The organism is Actinokineospora sp. UV203 (genome assembly GCF_056323665.1).
This window is the reverse complement of record NZ_CM150484.1, coordinates 2,863,450-2,878,086: the sequence shown is the minus strand read 5'-3', so window position 1 is coordinate 2,878,086 and position 14,637 is coordinate 2,863,450. Positions and strand designations below refer to the sequence as shown.

Below are 14,637 nucleotides of genomic sequence, written 5' to 3'. Positions count from 1 at the left end.
ACTTTGCCTGCCGGGGTGGGGTCAGGCAACCTGGGCCGCATGCTTGGCCTAGGGCGCCCGCGCCGCGTCGACCCGTTGTCGAGCAGTCCCGGATCACAGGTCTGGGTTGTCGACCTCGCCGACCGTCGGGTGGTGGTGAAACAGCTGTTGGGACACAACGCCGACACCCGTTTCCACCGCGAACTCGTCGCCCTGCGAGCGGCTGCCGAAGCCGCTCTCGCCCCCAAGGTCCTCGACGCGGACGCGGGCGCGAAAGTCACCGTGTTGGAGTACATCGAGAGCACGAGCGTGTTTCCCGACCCGCTCACCTACGCCCGCGCGCTCGCCCGCCTGCACGCCGTCACCCCGACCCGGTCCCTGCCCGCCGCCGACGCGCCAGGGGAAGCGGACCTGATCGCGTTCCTGCGCTTGTGCACCGAAGTCGGCGTCCACCCCTCGGCCGCCGACGAGCACGCGCTGCGCTCCCTGCTGGCCCGCGTCGCCACCGGCGGATCGGCCCTTCTCCACGGCGACCCGTGCCCGGGAAACCTGCTGGTCAGTCCCGGCGGCGTGCACTTCATCGACTTCGAACAAGCCGGCCGCGGCGCGGGCCTGGCCGAACTGGCGTACCTCCGCATGGCCTTCCCCACCTGCGGATACAGCACCGTCCTGGCACCGGAAGTGATCGCCTCGGCGGAGTCGGCCTACTTCGAGACCTGGCGGGAGATCACCGGCACGGACGTCCCAGGCGCCCTCACCGACCACTGCGTGGCCTGGCTCCTGCGCGGTGACGCCCTTGTCCAACGCATCCAGCGGGGCGTGCGCGACCAGTTCGCGAGAGTGCTGGCGGAGGACTGGAGCTGGGGCCCGATGACCGCCCGAGAGCGGCTCCTTCACCGGTTGCGAATGGTGATCGAACTGGACGTCCCGGACGTCGCACCCCTCGTCGCCACGCTGGCCAATCGCCTCGAAACCCGCTGGTCCACCGCCTGGCCCGCCGATAGCGAGTGTCCAGCAATATAAGACTGAGGTTATGGCAAACTTGGTCAGGCGGCTCTGCGAGGAGGACGCGGAGAGCGTGGATCTCGTGGAGCAGACCACTGGCCTACGTGGTCGCGAAGAGTCACACCTTGATCGGCCCGAGGTGCGGAACGTCGCAGGGAAGGACTGAGTGATGGCCCGTCCGTGGAAAGACGTCAAGGCGGAGAAGGCTCAGCGCGACAGTGAGACTGGTCGCGATGTCGCGGCCGCCGGTGCAGAGGCCCGCACACGTACGCAGGCGTACATCCTTGGGTTCCGGCTTGCCCAGCTTCGCGCGGAGGTCGGGCTGTCCCAGGCGCAGATCGCTTCGGCCATGGGGATCAGCCAGCCTCGGGTGAGCCAACTCGAGAACGGCGACGTCGGGCAGATGGAGGTCGACACGCTTGCCAGGTACGTCATGGCGCTCGGCGGCAAGCTCAAACTGGTCGCCGACTTCGATGATCACGACGTCACGGTGTCGGCGCCAGAGATTGATCGGACCGCGGCATTCGGCTGAAGGCCGAAACGCGCCGCGGGCCACACTCGACTTGAGTGTGGCCCGGGACGTGTTCGCTGGTTACAGGGTCAGGCTCCAGGTGTCGATGTTGCCCGTGTCGTACTGGGCGACGTCCTGGACCTTCAGCTTCCAAGTGCCGTTGCGGACCTCGGACGACAGGTTCACCGTGTAGCTCGCGATGACGTTGTCGGCCGAGTCGTTCGACGAGGACGCCTTGAGCCGGTAGGCCGAGCCGTCCGGGGCCACCAGGTCGACGACCAGGTCGCCGCGCCAGGTGTGCTTGATGTTGACGTCGACCTTCGCCGTGGCCGAGGCGTTGCCCGTGCAGCCGGAGATGGTGATGTCACTGGTGACCGCGGCGCCCGCGTCCGGGATGGCGACGTCGGTGCCGTTGGTCTGGGTGGCGCAGCCGGTGGGCGGGGGAACGTCGCCGCCGCCGCCGACGAACAGCAGCTTGTTCGGGGATCCGGTGCCCGCGTTGGTCACCTTGCCGCTGGTGGCGTTGGCGATCAGCGCGTCGTGGACCTGCTTCGGGGTGGCCGTCGGGTTGGCCGCCAGGTACAGCGCCACCGCGCCCGCGACGTGCGGGGAGGCCATGGACGTGCCGCTCTTGGTGGAGCTGCCAGTGGTGCTCGAGTGCGACGCCGAGACGATGCTGTCGCCCGGGGCGAAAATGTCCGAGCAGGTGCCGTAGCTCGACGACCACGTGCTGTTGCTGACCCGGCCGTCTGTCCTGTTCGACGCCATGACGTTGATCGTCTCGGACACCCGCTGCGGGCTGTACTGGCAGCTGTCGTCGCCGAAGTTTCCGGCCGCGACGGCGTAGGTGACGCCCTTGGCGATCGAGTTCTTCACCGCGGTGTCGAGCACGGTGCTCGGCTCGTTCTTGACACCGGTGTAGAGGCTCATGTTGGCCACGGCGGGCAGCACCGCGTTCGCGGTCACCCAGTCCACGCCCTTGGCCATGCCCGACACCGAACCGCCGCCCTGGCAGTTCAGCACCCGGACCGCCTTGAGCTTGACCTCCTTGGCCACGCCGAACGTCTTGCCGCCCACGGTGCCCGCGACGTGCGTGCCGTGGCCCTGGCAGTCCTTGCCCGCCTGGCCGTCGGTGAACACGTCGGTGCCCAGGCTGGCCCGGCCGCCGAAGTCGGCGTGGTCGTAGTTGATTCCGGTGTCGATCACGTACGCGGTGACGTTGGACGCCCCGGTCGCGTACGAGTAGTTGCTGTTCAGCGGCAGGTCGCGCTGGTCGACCCGGTCCAGACCCCATGACGGCGGGTTGGGCTGGTCGGTCAGCATCTGGATGGTGCGGTCCTGCTCGATCGACGCCACGGCCGGGTCGGCGGCGAGCTTGCGAGCCTGCGCCGCGGACAGGGTGACCGAGAAGCCGCGCAGCGCGGACTCGTAGGTGAAGCCGACCTTGCCGCCGTACTTGCGGCCCAAGCTGTCGGCGGAGGCGGCGACGGCCCGGGACTGGCCGCCGGAGAGCATGACGATGTAGCTGTCCTTGATGGCGTTCGCCGAGTTCTCGTTCAGGATCTGGGCCTCCGCCGCCGTGGCCGGGACAGCCAGGGCGAAGGTGGCTCCGACAGTGGCCGCGGCCGCCGTGACGGCGACCGCCACCCTGGTTCGGGACATGCGCATACGACTGACTCCTCTGCAGGGTCGCCTGAGGCTCCAGCCCTCGATGGAGAACCCTCAGGCAAGGGGTTAAGGAGAACCCGGTCAGTCTTGTTCGTGATCACTCGGGTTTACAACGGTTAACTGCCCGCGGGTTTTGAACAGTTAATTCCCATTCCACGTTCTTCTCCCACCGGCGCAAAGGCTCGAAGTCGGTCCTTTGGCGAGCGATCCGGTGCCGGGTGAGTCGGCGTCCACGGGCGAGGCTCGTTCGGTTGATGTTCCCCGATCGGTGGTTGCGGGCCGGAGTGGGCGCTGCGAGCATGCGTGGAGCCGGAGTTTCAATGGGGAACCAGTCAGACCTTTGCGGAGAGGTTCGGCCATGCGCGACACTGAAGGCCTGCTGTCTGTGGCCCGCCTGCGCGAACTCGTCGAGTCGGGCGAGATCGACACGGTCCTGGTCGCCATGACCGACATGCAGGGCAGGCTGCAGGGCAAGCGGTGCTCGGCCAGGTACTTCCTCAACGAGGTCCTCGACCACGCCACCGAGGCGTGCAACTACCTCCTGGCCGTGGACGTCGAGATGAACACCGTCGACGGCTACCGGATGTCCTCATGGGAGACCGGCTACGGCGACTTCGTGCTCCGGCCCGACCTGGCCACGCTGCGGGTGCTGCCGTGGCACCCGGGCACGGCCTTGGTCCTAGCCGACATCGACCGCGTCGACGACGGGCCCGTCGCGGTCTCACCGCGGCAGATCCTGCGCGCCCAGCTCGCCCGGCTCGCCGACCTCGGGCTCGCCGCGTTCGTCGGCACCGAACTGGAGTTCCTGGTCTTCGACGACACCTACGAAGACGCGTGGAACAAGGCATACCGGGGCCTCAGCCCGGCCAATCAGTACAATGTGGACTATTCGCTGCTGGGCACCGGCCGGGTCGAGCCGCTGCTGCGCGAGATCCGCAACGCGATGTCCGGCGCCGGGATGTACGTCGAGTCGGCGAAGGGCGAGTGCAACCCCGGTCAGCACGAGATCGCCTTCCGCTACGCCGACGCCCTGACCACCTGCGACAACCACGGCATCTACAAGACGGGGGCGAAGGAAATCGCCGCGCGGCAGGGCAAAAGCCTCACGTTCATGGCGAAGTACAACGAGCGCGAGGGCAACTCCTGCCACATCCACCTGAGCCTGCGCTCCACCGACGGCGACCCGGTCTTCGCCGGCGACGGTCCGCACGGCTTCTCGCCGCTGATGGAGCGCTTCCTCGCCGGTCAACTCGCCTGCCTGCGCGAGCTGACGTACCTCCTCGCGCCGAACATCAACTCCTACAAGCGGTTCGCGCCGGGTTCCTTCGCGCCGACGGCCATCGCGTGGGGCGGCGACAACCGCACGTGCGCCCTGCGGGTGGTCGGCCACGGCGAGTCGCTGCGGTTCGAGAACCGGGTGCCCGGCGGCGACGTCAACCCGTACCTCGCGGTGTCCGCGCTGATCGCGGCCGGGCTGCACGGGGTCGAGAACGATCTGCCGCTGGAGCCAGAGTTCACCGGAAACGCCTACGCCTCAGCGAAACCGCGGGTCCCTGGAACCCTGCGGGAGGCGGCGGACCTGTTCGACGACAGCGCCGTGGCCCGGCAGGCGTTCGGCCACGAGGTCGTCGAGCACTACCTCAACGCCGCCCACGTGGAGCAGGCCGCCTACGACGCGGCGGTCACCGATTGGGAGCGCATCCGTGGCTTCGAACGGCTCTAGCCCGCCCATAATCGGCATCACCACCTACCTGGAGCACTCCACTTTCGGCATCTGGGAGACCGAGGCGGTCGTCCTGCACCGCAGCTACGTCGAGTCGGTCCGCGCGGCGGGCGGCAACGCGGTGCTGCTGCCCCCGCTGGGCGACTGGCGCGCGGAGACTGTCGGCTGGCTCGACGGGCTGGTGCTCTCCGGCGGCGCCGACATCGAGTCCACCCGCTACGGCCAGGACCCGCACCCGACCACAGGCACCCCGCAGCCCACCCGCGACGACGCCGAGTTGGACCTGCTCGCCGCCGCGCGCGAGCTCGACCTGCCGGTGCTCGCGGTGTGCCGGGGGATGCAGCTGCTCAACGTGGCCCTCGGCGGCACCCTGCACCAGCACACCCCCGAGCAGGTCGCGAACACCGACCACCAACCCGCGATCGCCCGGTTCGGCAAGAACGACGTGACCATCCGCCGCGGCAGCCGTCTGGCGGGCATCCTCGGCCGGGTGGTCACCGTGCAGTGCCACCATCACCAGTCCCTCGACCGGATCGGCGAGGGTCTCGCCGTGGTCGCGACCGCCGCGGACGGCACGGTCGAGGCCGTCGAGGTGCCCGGCGCGCGGTTCATCATCGGCGTGCAGTCCCATCCCGAGCAGAACATCGAGGACAGCCGCCTGTTCGCGGCACTGGTGGCCGCCGCCAGGCTGCGCAGAGAGGATCTGGAGCGACAGTGACCGCGTACGACGTGATCAACCCGGCGACCGCCGAGCCGGTGGAGACAGTCCACCTGGTCGGCGTCGACGAGACCGACGCCGCCGTCGCCCGCGCCCACGCGGCGTTCGCGGGGTGGCGGGCGGTCGCGCCGGGAGACCGGGCACGGCTGCTGCGGCGTTTCGCCGACGCGGTCGACGCCGACCTGGAGAACCTGGCCCGGCTCGAGGTCGCCAATGCCGGTCACACGATCGGCAACGCGCGCTGGGAGGCGGGCAACGTCCGCGACGTGCTCACTTATTACGCGGCCGCGCCGGAACGGTTGTTCGGCAGGCAGATCCCGGTGCCCGGCGGGGTGAACATCACCTTCGCCGAGCCGCTGGGCGTGGTCGGTGTGATCGTGCCGTGGAACTTTCCGATGCCGATCGCGTCCTGGGGGTTCGCGCCCGCCCTCGCGGCCGGGAACACAGTCGTGCTCAAGCCCGCCGAGCTGACGCCGCTGACCGCGTTGCGGCTGGCGGAGTTGGCGCACCAGGCCGGGATTCCGGAGGATGTGTTCCAGGTGTTGCCGGGCAAGGGCTCGGTGGTCGGGCAGCGGTTCGTCACGCATCCGTTGGTGCGCAAGGTGGTCTTCACCGGGTCCACGGAGGTCGGCAAGCAGATCATGGCCGGCTGCGCCGACCAGGTGAAGCGGCTGACCCTGGAACTGGGCGGCAACAACGCGAACATCGTCTTCGCCGACGCCGACCTGGAGAAGGCCGCGGCGACGGCGCCGTACGCGGTGTTCGACAACGCGGGCCAGGACTGCTGCGCGCGGTCACGGATTCTGGTGCAGCGCAAGGTTTATGACAAGTTCCTCGGCCTGTTCGAGAAGGCCGTCAAGGGAGTCGTCGTCGGCGACCCGGGCGCGGACGCGACGGAGATGGGGCCGCTCATCTCGGCGGCCCACCGCGACCGAGTTGAGTCCTATGTGGATGATGCGGACGTGGCGTTTCGGGGCAGCGCGCCCGAGGGGCCGGGATTCTGGTTCCCGCCGACGGTCCTGGCGCCCATCGACCCGGACCACCGGGCGGTCACCGACGAGGTGTTCGGGCCGGTCGTCGCCGTCCTGCCGTTCGACGACGAAGCCGACGCCCTGCGGCTGGCCAACGACACCGAATACGGTCTGTCCGGGTCGATCTGGACCCGCGACGTCGGCCGCGCGCTGCGGGTGTCGCGGGGGGTCGACGCGGGCAACCTGTCGGTCAACTCGCATTCGTCGGTGCGGTACTGGACGCCGTTCGGCGGCTTCAAGCAGTCCGGCTTCGGCCGCGAACTCGGGCCGGACGCGCTGGCCTCGTTCACCGACACCAAGAACGTGTTCCTGAGCACGGAAGACTGAAAGGGACAGCATGAGCAAGCGTCTTGAGGGCCGGGTCGCGGTCGTCACCGGCGGGGCAGGCGGGATCGGCCTGGCATCGGTGCGCAGACTGGCCGCGGAGGGGGCCCGCGTGGTGGTGGCCGACATCGACCCGGACGCCGGCAAGGCCGCCGCCGAGGAGGTCGACGGGCTGTTCGTCCGGACCGACGTCACCAGCGAGTCCGACGTCGAGGCGCTGTTCGGGACCGCCGTCGCCACCTACGGCTCGCTCGACATCGCGTTCAACAACGCGGGCATCTCCCCGCCCGACGACGACTCGATCCTCACCACCGGCCTCGACGCCTGGCAGCGGGTGCAGGACGTCAACCTGACGTCGGTGTACCTGTGCTGCAAGCACGCGATCGGGCACATGCGCGCGCAGGGCAAGGGGTCGGTCATCAACACCGCGTCGTTCGTCGCGGTGATGGGCGCGGCCACGTCGCAGATCTCCTACACCGCGTCCAAGGGCGGGGTGCTGGCGATGAGCCGGGAGCTGGGAGTGCAGTTCGCCCGCGAGGGCATCCGGGTCAACGCGCTGTGCCCCGGGCCGGTGAACACCCCGCTGCTGCGGGAGCTGTTCGCCAAGGACCCTGAGCGAGCGGCCCGGCGGCTCGTGCACATCCCGATGGGCCGGTTCGCCGAGCCCGAGGAGATCGCCGCCGCCGTGGCGTTCCTGGCCAGCGACGACTCGTCGTTCATGACCGCGTCGTCGTTCCTGGTCGACGGCGGGATCTCCGGTGCGTATGTCACCCCCCTCTGAGGATCGGCTCTCCGACGCGCTGCTGCGGCCGGTCCGCACGGGCAACGCGTTCGAGGAGACGATGGAGCGGATGCTGCAGGCCATCCGCCTGGGCGTGATCGGCCCAGGCGGGCGGCTGCCGCCCGAGCGCGAGCTGTCCGCCCGGCTGCGCGTGAGCCGCGTGACGCTCCGCGAGGCGCTGCGGGTGCTGCACGAATCCGGGTACGTCGAGAGCAGGCGGGGACGGTACGGCGGCACGTTCGTCAGCGCGGTGCTGCCCACGAGGGTCCCGGCCGACCCGCCCACCGGGGTCGCCGCCGAACTGGAGGACGCCCTCACCCTGCGCTGGGCCCTGGAGACCGGCGCCGCCGAAGTCGCCGCGGGCCGGGCGCTCAGCGGCGAAGACCGCCGCCAGCTCTGCGCCCGCCTCGACGACTGCGCGGCGGCCGGGCCGCGGGAGTACCGGCGCAAGGACTCCCGGCTGCACCTGGCCGTCGCCGAGGCCACCGCGTCACCGTCGCTGACCTCAGCGGTCGCCGACGCGCGCACCCGGCTCAACGCCCTGCTCGACACGATTCCGCTGATCGCCCCCAACATCGAGCACTCGGAACACCAACACCGAGCCATCATCGACGCCATCCTGCGCGGTGATTCCCCTGGCGCCAGGGCGGCGATGGCCGAACACCTGGAGGGCACCGCGTCGCTGCTGCGCGGCTTCCTGTGCTGATACCCGTCACTCTCCGCCCACCGGTGTCCTAACCTCGTGGGAAGACATCGGCGCGGATGCGAGGTAAAAACAGGTGCACGGAGACCGAGAGCAACAGCCTCGGCCGCGACCGGCGGACGACCACACGGTGGTCATCGAGCCGGTACGCCCGCCCGCCCGCACCCGCGCTTCTTCGCCCGATTCACCGGCCCGGCCACCGGCCGACGGCCCGTCCCGACCCCCGGAGCCGCCGCTTCCTGGTGGGGATGCCGCGCGTGATCGGGAGGCTTGGACACCGGAGGACGCCCCTGCCGGCGCGGTGGGTGGTTGGGCTGAGCCTGGTCAGTGGCCGGCGGAAGATTTGCCTGGTCGGTCGGCGGGTGGGTCCCCTGGGTCTGATCAGTGGTCGTCGGCGGATTCAGGCGGCGCGCTTGCGGGTGGTTCGGCTGAGCCTGGTCAGTGGTCGGCGGAAGATTTGCCTGGTCGGTCGGCGGGCGGGTCCCCTGGGCCCGATCAGTGGCCGCCGGTCGATCCGCCTTCTCGCTCAGCGTCAGGTCGGCGGGCGCTGGAGGCTGACCAGCGGCAACCGGTCGATGCCGCCGCGGGCACGCCGGCCTGGCCCGCGGCCGATCCGGCTGACCGGCCGCCCGCTGACGCCGCGCCATGGCAGGCGCCCGAAGCCCCGGCCCGACCCCGATTCGACGGCGCTCGCCCCCCGGCCGACACCGCCGCCTGGCACGCGCCTGCCGCTCCCGAAGCATCCCCGTGGCAGGCAGGCGACGCCTCAGGTCGCGCACCGGACGGAGTCACCCCGCCGACGACGGGCGACTCTCGGATGCCGCCGCCGGTTTCCCCACACGCGGGGGAGCCCCTTCGCCCGGCTGCCCAGCCGCTGCGCTCCGCAGCGCCAGGTGAGCACATCCGGCCCACCGGCCCTCCGTACCCCGGCGAACACGGTCGCCCCGCGAATTCCCTCCCGGGTGAGCCCGGTCGGCCGGTCATCCCGCCTGCCGCGGGCGAGCACGGTCGCCTCGCTGATCGACTCATGGGGGAGCCAAGCCAGCCCGTCCCAGGTGACCGTGGTCGCCTCGCCGAGCCATTCCACGGTGAGCGCGGTCGGCCTGCCGGCCCGCCGATCCCTGGCGAGCGCAGCCGCCCCGCTGAGCCCCTCCCAGGCGAGCTCGGCCGCACCGCGGGCCCCCTGAACCCCGGCGACCGTGGTCGCCCGTTGATCCCAGGTGAGCAAGGTCGTCCCGCCGACCCACTCCCAGGTGAGCACGGCCGCCCCCCGCTCCGTCCGCTCGCCGGTGAGCCTGGTCACCCCGCAGGCCCGCCCCCAGGCGCTCAGGTCCGGCACCCGGCCCCCGCCCGCGCAGGCGGGCGTCCCCTGGGACCCCCACCGCCCCCTCGGGTCGACCCGGACGCGCCCACCGAGTACATCCCCACCCTGGACGACGACTACGACGAGTACGAGGACGACGACTACTACGACGATCCCGAGCCCCGCCCCAAGATCAGTGCGGGTCTCCTGGCCGTGCGCTCCATCGGCGAACTGCTCATCACCGCCGGGATGGTCGTGCTGCTGTTCGTCGTCTACGAGGTGTGGATCACCGACCTGATCTCCGCGGGCAAGCAGAACGACGTCACCAGCGCCCTCGAAGAGGACTGGCAGACCCCCGCCGAACCCGAGCGCACCGAGCACTTCACGTTCGCCGACGGTGACGGCATCGCCAAGCTCTACATCCCCGCCCTCGGCTCCGACTACAAGTTCACCATCGTCGAAGGGACCTCCGAGGCCAACCTCGAGGTCGGCCCCGGCCACTACAAGCAGTCCGCCGCCCCCGGCGCGCCCGGCAACTTCGGCGTCGCCGGTCACCGGGTCGGCAAGGGCGCCCCCTTCAACGACCTCGACCTGCTCCAGTCCTGCGACGCGATGATCGTCGAGACGCGCGGCAACTGGTACGTCTACCGGATGCTGCCCACGGCGGAGGACGCCAAGAACTGGGCCCAGGTCGGCACCGACCCGTTCTGCGCGGGCGGCCCCGGGTCGGCCAAGGTCGAGCCGCTGACCGGTGAGTACGCCGCCGCCATCGGCCGCCGCATCGTGACCCCGCGCGACTCCGCGGTGGTCGCCCCCGTGCCGGGGAACCTCGCTTCCAAGACGCCGGTCGAGCAGCGGCAGAAGCTGATCACCCTGACCACCTGCCACCCCAAGTTCTCCAACCGGCAGCGGATGATCCTGCACGGCGTCCTGGTGCGCGTGCACCCCAAGTCCGACCCGGCCCTCCCCCCGGAACTCCGCGAAACCCGCTGACCCACCGCGAGTCCCACCTTCCCGACACCGAGTTCACCGTTCCCGACACCGAGTTCACCGTTCCCGACACCGAGTTCACCGTTCCCGACACCGAGTTCACCGTTCCCGACACCGAGGCCGGCGTCCGAACTGCGAACTCATTGTCGGGAAGGTGGGACTCGCGCGGTGGTGTGAGACTGGGGACATGACTTCGACAGCGTTGATCACCGGGGGCACCGGTGGGCTGGGCTCGGCAGTGACGAGCGCGTTCCTCGGTGCCGGGTGGCGGGTCGTGGTGCCGTGGATGGTGGAGGCCGAACTGGGCAGGCTCGGCACCCATGACCGGCTCGAACTCGTCCGCTCCGATCTCTTCGACCAGGCCGACGTCGCCGCGTGCGCCGAACGCGCGGCGGCCGACGCGCACGCGCCGCTCGCCGCGGTGGTGAACCTCGTCGGCGGGTTCGCGATGGGCGGGCGGCTGCACGAGACCCCGATCGACGACTTCGACCGGATGCTGCGGATCAACCTGCGGCCCACGTACCTGGTCACCCAGGCCGCGCTGCCACACCTGATCGCGGCGGGCGGCGGCGCCGTCGTGTGCGTCTCGGCGCGTGCCGCGCAGAACCCGTTTCCCGGCGCCTCGGGCTACATCACGGCGAAGGCGGCGGTGTCCGGGCTGGTCGGCGCGCTGGCCGCGGAGTACGGCCGAGACGGTGTGCGAGTCAACGCGATCATGCCCGGGGTGATCGACACCCCGGCGAACCGCGCGGACCAGCCCGACGCCGACCGGTCCGGCTGGGTCCGCCCGGAGAAGATCGCCGAGACGATCCTGTTCCTCTGTGGCCACAACGGATCAGCGATCTCGGGTGGGGTGATCCCGGTCGCGGGCACAAGCTGATTCGGCTGACACATCGTGTGTCCGCGCGGGACCTTGATCGCAAGATCGGGTGGTCGCGTTACGGAAGTTCACCTGAAAAGCCCAACTGTGGATCTACCCCTTGTCACCGCCGCCCGTTGAGCCGTAAACCAAACACCTCTATTGGGTTAGCGGGCGGAGGACACATGGAACAGTCGGTCCGGACCAATTGGGAAAGTTTCTGGCACGATCTTCCGCGGGAGAAGGGTCTGCCGGTCTGGGACAGCGACGGCGCCATCACCGCGACGGCACAGCTGTCGCTCTTCCAACACCATTTCGCCGAGGGACTCCCCGTCCTCGACATCGGGTGTGGCAACGGGACGCAGACGGCCGCGCTGGCGGCCACGTTCCCCCGGGTGCTGGGCATGGACTTCGCGCAGGCGGCGATCGAGCACGCGCGGTCGCTGCAGGCCGACAGCCCAGCCGAATTCCGGGAGTTCGACCTCGGTGACACCCCTCGCGCGGCGGAGCTGCACGAGGAGCTGGGCGACGTGAACGTCTACATGCGAGGCGTGCTCCACCAGATGCCCGACGAGATCCGCGCCGACGCGGTCGCCGCGCTCTCGACCCTGCTGGGCGGCTCCGGCCACCTCTTCGCCGCCGAGCTCGCGCCATCGGCCGCGCAAACCATCCAGTCGGCGCTCGGCCAGGCCGCCGACGCCGTCCCGAAGCTGCAGCGGGTCTTCCGATATGGCCTGACCCCCGCGTCGTGGCAGGACGGCAAGTTCGAGGCCCTCCTCGACGGCGCGGGCATCGACGTCGTCGATTCCGGCACGATCACCCTGCACGGCACCGACACCCTGCCCGACGGCGGCAGGCTGGACCTTCCGATGAACTACGTGGTCGCCCGCAACCAGCGCTGAGGACGCGGGATCACCGGAGCCGCCCGTACCGTCCCACTGGGGACGGTTCCGTGATCGCGTGCCAACGCACGCCCCCGCCGGATAGGGTCGGGCGTGATGATCGAGCGCATCCTGCCCGCCGCCGTGATCGCGGTCGAGGCCTACGACGACCCCCCGGACGCGGTCCTGTTCCCGGAGGAGGAACAGGTGATCGCCAAGTCCGTGGAGAAGCGGCGGCGCGAGTTCACCACCGCCCGGCACTGCGCGCGGCAAGCGCTTGCGCGGCTGGGGCTGCCGCCCGCGCCCATCCTTCCCGGCGAGCGCGGCGCCCCGGGCTGGCCGGACGGCGTCGTCGGCAGCATGACCCACTGCGCCGGCTACCGGGCCGCGGTGCTCGCCCGCGACACCGACATCCTGACCGTGGGCATCGACGCCGAACCCCATCAGCGGCTGCCCGACGGTGTCGAGAAGGTGGTGACCCGGCCCGAGGAGCGCGTCCACCTGGCCGAACTGTCCGCCGCCGACGCGACGGTGCACTGGGACAAGCTGCTGTTCGCGGCGAAGGAAAGCGTCTACAAGGCCTGGTTCCCGCTGACCCACAAGTGGCTCGGCTTCGACGACGCCCGGCTCACCTTCGACCCGGCGGGCACGTTCGAGGCCGAGCTCATGGTGCCCGGACCGGTCATCGAGAGCGGCACGCTAGCGGGTTTCTCGGGCCGCTGGCTGGTCGACCGGGGTCTCGTCATCACCGCCATCAGCCTCCCCGTCGGGAACTGAGAACTCACTGTCGGGAAGTGAGGACTCGCGTGGGGGGCGGGAGGCTACGGCGAGGGCGGCGAGCGCGGTGGTGAGCGGTACGGCGGCGACGATGCCGAGGCTGCCCGCGAGCGCGCGGATGACCTCTTCGGCGACGGCGGCGGTCGAGAGCACGTGGTCGCCGGGAAGTCCCTTGGCGGCGAACAGGATCAGCAGCGGCAGCGCCGCGCCCGCGTAGGCCAGGACCAGCGTGTTCACCGTGGACGCGACATGCGCCCGCCCGACCCGCAGACCGGCCGCGAACAGCTTGGCCCGCGACGCGGTCGGGTCGGCGGCGGACAGCTCCCACACGACCGCGGCCTGGGTGACGGTCACGTCGTCGAGGACGCCGAGCGCGCCGATCACCAGCCCGGCCAGCAGCAGTCCTTGCAGGTCCATATCGACCAGGTACCCGCTGAGGAATCCGACGTTGTCGCTGCCCAGCCCGGTGATCCCGGCCAGGCTCAGCGACCAGAACCCGATCAGCCCGGTCAGCGCCAGGCTGGCCACCGTCCCCACCGCGGACACCGCCGTGCGCGCGTTGATCCCGTGGGTCATGAACAGCGCGACGACCATGATCACCGTGCCGCCGCACACGGCGACGATCAGCGGGTTCGCGCCCTGCATGATCGCGGGCAGCACGAACTCGGTCAGTCCCAGCAGGCACACCGCGAGCGCGCCCAGCGCGGCCAGGCCCCGCCAGCGCGACAGGGCCATGACCGCCAGCGCGAACACGGTGCCCAGGAGCAGCAACGGCATCGTGCGGTTCCGGTCGACCACCTCGTAGCGCTCGAACACCGTCGGCCGCTCCGGTCGGTGCACCATCATCACCGGGTCGCCGACCGAGACCTTGACCCCGCTCGCCGTCGACACCAGCGCCTCGACGGTCGTCCCGGCGCCGGGGCCATCGTCGACTGCGACATGCGCGATGTCGCAGTCGGTCGGGGCCATCGGGCAAGGCGCCTGCGCCGTGATCGTGCCCGACGCCCGGGCCTGCTGGATCGACTGCTGGACAACGCCGCCGCTGTCGGGCCACAGCGAGATCACCATCGCGGTCGCGATCGTGAGCAATGGCAACAGGATGCCCGCGACGACGAGCCGCACGCGGCGGGCGACGCGGTCGTCGGAATCGACCGCGGACGTGTCGCCGTGGCCATGGCCGTGCTGGGTCATGGGCGCATCAGAACACAGCGCGCACGCGCCCGGAACCAGGTCGTTCCGCACGGCCAGCGGGAACGTTTCGAACCAATACTCGGAACAGTCCGTCGAATCGGCCGTTGATCTCCCGGATCAAGGTCCCCACCTGTGCGGTTGTCGCCGGTTCATTCACGGAACACCGCATCGCGCCGCCGGACCCATTGCTCGT

The 14,637-nt window shown here is 70.4% G+C and carries 14 protein-coding genes; 11 read left to right on the top strand and 3 right to left on the bottom strand.

The features are described 5' to 3' along the window. The first annotated feature begins 39 nt into the window (after positions 1-39). Together ACUZ2Y_RS13430 and ACUZ2Y_RS13425 are read left to right on the top strand one after the other, a co-directional pair. Complete coding sequence (locus ACUZ2Y_RS13430) at positions 40-1,002, top strand: phosphotransferase (RefSeq protein WP_476330650.1); 963 nt, start codon at positions 40-42, stop codon at positions 1,000-1,002. 151 nt (positions 1,003-1,153) lie between these two features. Beyond that, positions 1,154-1,516, top strand: coding sequence for a helix-turn-helix domain-containing protein (locus ACUZ2Y_RS13425; protein ID WP_476330647.1), 363 nt, complete (start codon positions 1,154-1,156; stop codon positions 1,514-1,516). A gap of 60 nt (positions 1,517-1,576) precedes the next feature. Here the strand turns inward: ACUZ2Y_RS13425 and ACUZ2Y_RS13420 are convergent, their stop codons facing one another. Beyond that, complete coding sequence (locus ACUZ2Y_RS13420; RefSeq protein WP_476330644.1) at positions 1,577-3,163, bottom strand: S8 family peptidase; 1,587 nt, start codon at positions 3,161-3,163, stop codon at positions 1,577-1,579. 358 nt (positions 3,164-3,521) lie between these two features. Here ACUZ2Y_RS13420 and ACUZ2Y_RS13415 point away from each other — a divergent pair, with 358 nt between their 5' ends. From ACUZ2Y_RS13415 to ACUZ2Y_RS13395, 5 genes are read left to right on the top strand one after another with little or no spacing between them, the layout of a single operon-like run. Further along, entirely contained in the window at positions 3,522-4,886 is a 1,365-nt protein-coding gene (locus tag ACUZ2Y_RS13415; protein ID WP_476330641.1) for a glutamine synthetase family protein, read from the top strand. After that, entirely contained in the window at positions 4,867-5,604 is a 738-nt protein-coding gene (locus ACUZ2Y_RS13410) for a gamma-glutamyl-gamma-aminobutyrate hydrolase family protein (protein ID WP_476330638.1), read from the top strand. Before ACUZ2Y_RS13415 ends, ACUZ2Y_RS13410 begins: the two co-directional genes overlap by 20 nt. Further along, positions 5,601-6,962, top strand: coding sequence for an aldehyde dehydrogenase family protein (locus tag ACUZ2Y_RS13405; protein ID WP_476330636.1), 1,362 nt, complete (start codon positions 5,601-5,603; stop codon positions 6,960-6,962). The genes ACUZ2Y_RS13410 and ACUZ2Y_RS13405 overlap by 4 nt, the downstream gene beginning before the upstream one ends. Positions 6,963-6,972: 10 nt before the next feature. Beyond that, on the top strand, positions 6,973-7,740 hold the full coding sequence (locus ACUZ2Y_RS13400; protein ID WP_476330633.1) for a 3-oxoacyl-ACP reductase: 768 nt from the start codon (positions 6,973-6,975) through the stop codon (positions 7,738-7,740). Next, positions 7,724-8,446 (top strand): FadR/GntR family transcriptional regulator, encoded by a 723-nt coding sequence (locus tag ACUZ2Y_RS13395; protein ID WP_476331773.1) that lies wholly within the window; start codon positions 7,724-7,726, stop codon positions 8,444-8,446. The genes ACUZ2Y_RS13400 and ACUZ2Y_RS13395 overlap by 17 nt, the downstream gene beginning before the upstream one ends. A gap of 763 nt (positions 8,447-9,209) precedes the next feature. On the opposite strand, the gene ACUZ2Y_RS13390 is transcribed toward ACUZ2Y_RS13395, so the two are convergent. Then, positions 9,210-9,671 (bottom strand): hypothetical protein, encoded by a 462-nt coding sequence (locus ACUZ2Y_RS13390; RefSeq protein ID WP_476330630.1) that lies wholly within the window; start codon positions 9,669-9,671, stop codon positions 9,210-9,212. On the opposite strand from ACUZ2Y_RS13390, the gene ACUZ2Y_RS13385 reads away from it, so the two are divergent. From ACUZ2Y_RS13385 to ACUZ2Y_RS13370, 4 genes are all read left to right on the top strand, one after another. Beyond that, complete coding sequence (locus ACUZ2Y_RS13385) at positions 9,654-10,739, top strand: class E sortase (protein ID WP_476330627.1); 1,086 nt, start codon at positions 9,654-9,656, stop codon at positions 10,737-10,739. The two genes, ACUZ2Y_RS13390 and ACUZ2Y_RS13385, sit on opposite strands and share 18 nt — an antisense overlap. Positions 10,740-10,923: 184 nt before the next feature. Beyond that, the gene (locus ACUZ2Y_RS13380; protein WP_476330624.1) at positions 10,924-11,616 is read left to right on the top strand and encodes an SDR family NAD(P)-dependent oxidoreductase; all 693 of its coding nucleotides are present in this window, start codon (positions 10,924-10,926) and stop codon (positions 11,614-11,616) included. Between the two features lie 164 nt (positions 11,617-11,780). Then, positions 11,781-12,497, top strand: coding sequence for a class I SAM-dependent methyltransferase (locus tag ACUZ2Y_RS13375; protein ID WP_476330621.1), 717 nt, complete (start codon positions 11,781-11,783; stop codon positions 12,495-12,497). 96 nt (positions 12,498-12,593) lie between these two features. Beyond that, positions 12,594-13,253, top strand: coding sequence for a 4'-phosphopantetheinyl transferase family protein (locus ACUZ2Y_RS13370; RefSeq protein ID WP_476330618.1), 660 nt, complete (start codon positions 12,594-12,596; stop codon positions 13,251-13,253). On the opposite strand, the gene ACUZ2Y_RS13365 is transcribed toward ACUZ2Y_RS13370, so the two are convergent. Then, on the bottom strand, positions 13,176-14,444 hold the full coding sequence (locus ACUZ2Y_RS13365) for a YibE/F family protein (RefSeq protein ID WP_476330615.1): 1,269 nt from the start codon (positions 14,442-14,444) through the stop codon (positions 13,176-13,178). The genes ACUZ2Y_RS13370 and ACUZ2Y_RS13365 overlap by 78 nt on opposite strands. Positions 14,445-14,637: the final 193 nt, after the last annotated feature.

Bases quoted from the DNA above. Each gene is read 5' to 3' on its own strand.
- ACUZ2Y_RS13380 (WP_476330624.1), top strand. From the start codon at position 10,924: ATGACTTCGACAGCGTTGATCACCGGGGGCACCGGTGGGCTGGGCTCG.
- ACUZ2Y_RS13415 (WP_476330641.1), top strand. From the start codon at position 3,522: ATGCGCGACACTGAAGGCCTGCTGTCTGTGGCCCGCCTGCGCGAACTC.
- ACUZ2Y_RS13370 (WP_476330618.1), top strand. From the start codon at position 12,594: ATGATCGAGCGCATCCTGCCCGCCGCCGTGATCGCGGTCGAGGCCTAC.
- ACUZ2Y_RS13395 (WP_476331773.1), top strand. From the start codon at position 7,724: ATGTCACCCCCCTCTGAGGATCGGCTCTCCGACGCGCTGCTGCGGCCG.
- ACUZ2Y_RS13400 (WP_476330633.1), top strand. From the start codon at position 6,973: ATGAGCAAGCGTCTTGAGGGCCGGGTCGCGGTCGTCACCGGCGGGGCA.
- ACUZ2Y_RS13375 (WP_476330621.1), top strand. From the start codon at position 11,781: ATGGAACAGTCGGTCCGGACCAATTGGGAAAGTTTCTGGCACGATCTT.
- ACUZ2Y_RS13425 (WP_476330647.1), top strand. From the start codon at position 1,154: ATGGCCCGTCCGTGGAAAGACGTCAAGGCGGAGAAGGCTCAGCGCGAC.
- ACUZ2Y_RS13430 (WP_476330650.1), top strand. From the start codon at position 40: ATGCTTGGCCTAGGGCGCCCGCGCCGCGTCGACCCGTTGTCGAGCAGT.
- ACUZ2Y_RS13420 (WP_476330644.1), bottom strand. From the start codon at position 3,163: ATGCGCATGTCCCGAACCAGGGTGGCGGTCGCCGTCACGGCGGCCGCG.
- ACUZ2Y_RS13365 (WP_476330615.1), bottom strand. From the start codon at position 14,444: ATGACCCAGCACGGCCATGGCCACGGCGACACGTCCGCGGTCGATTCC.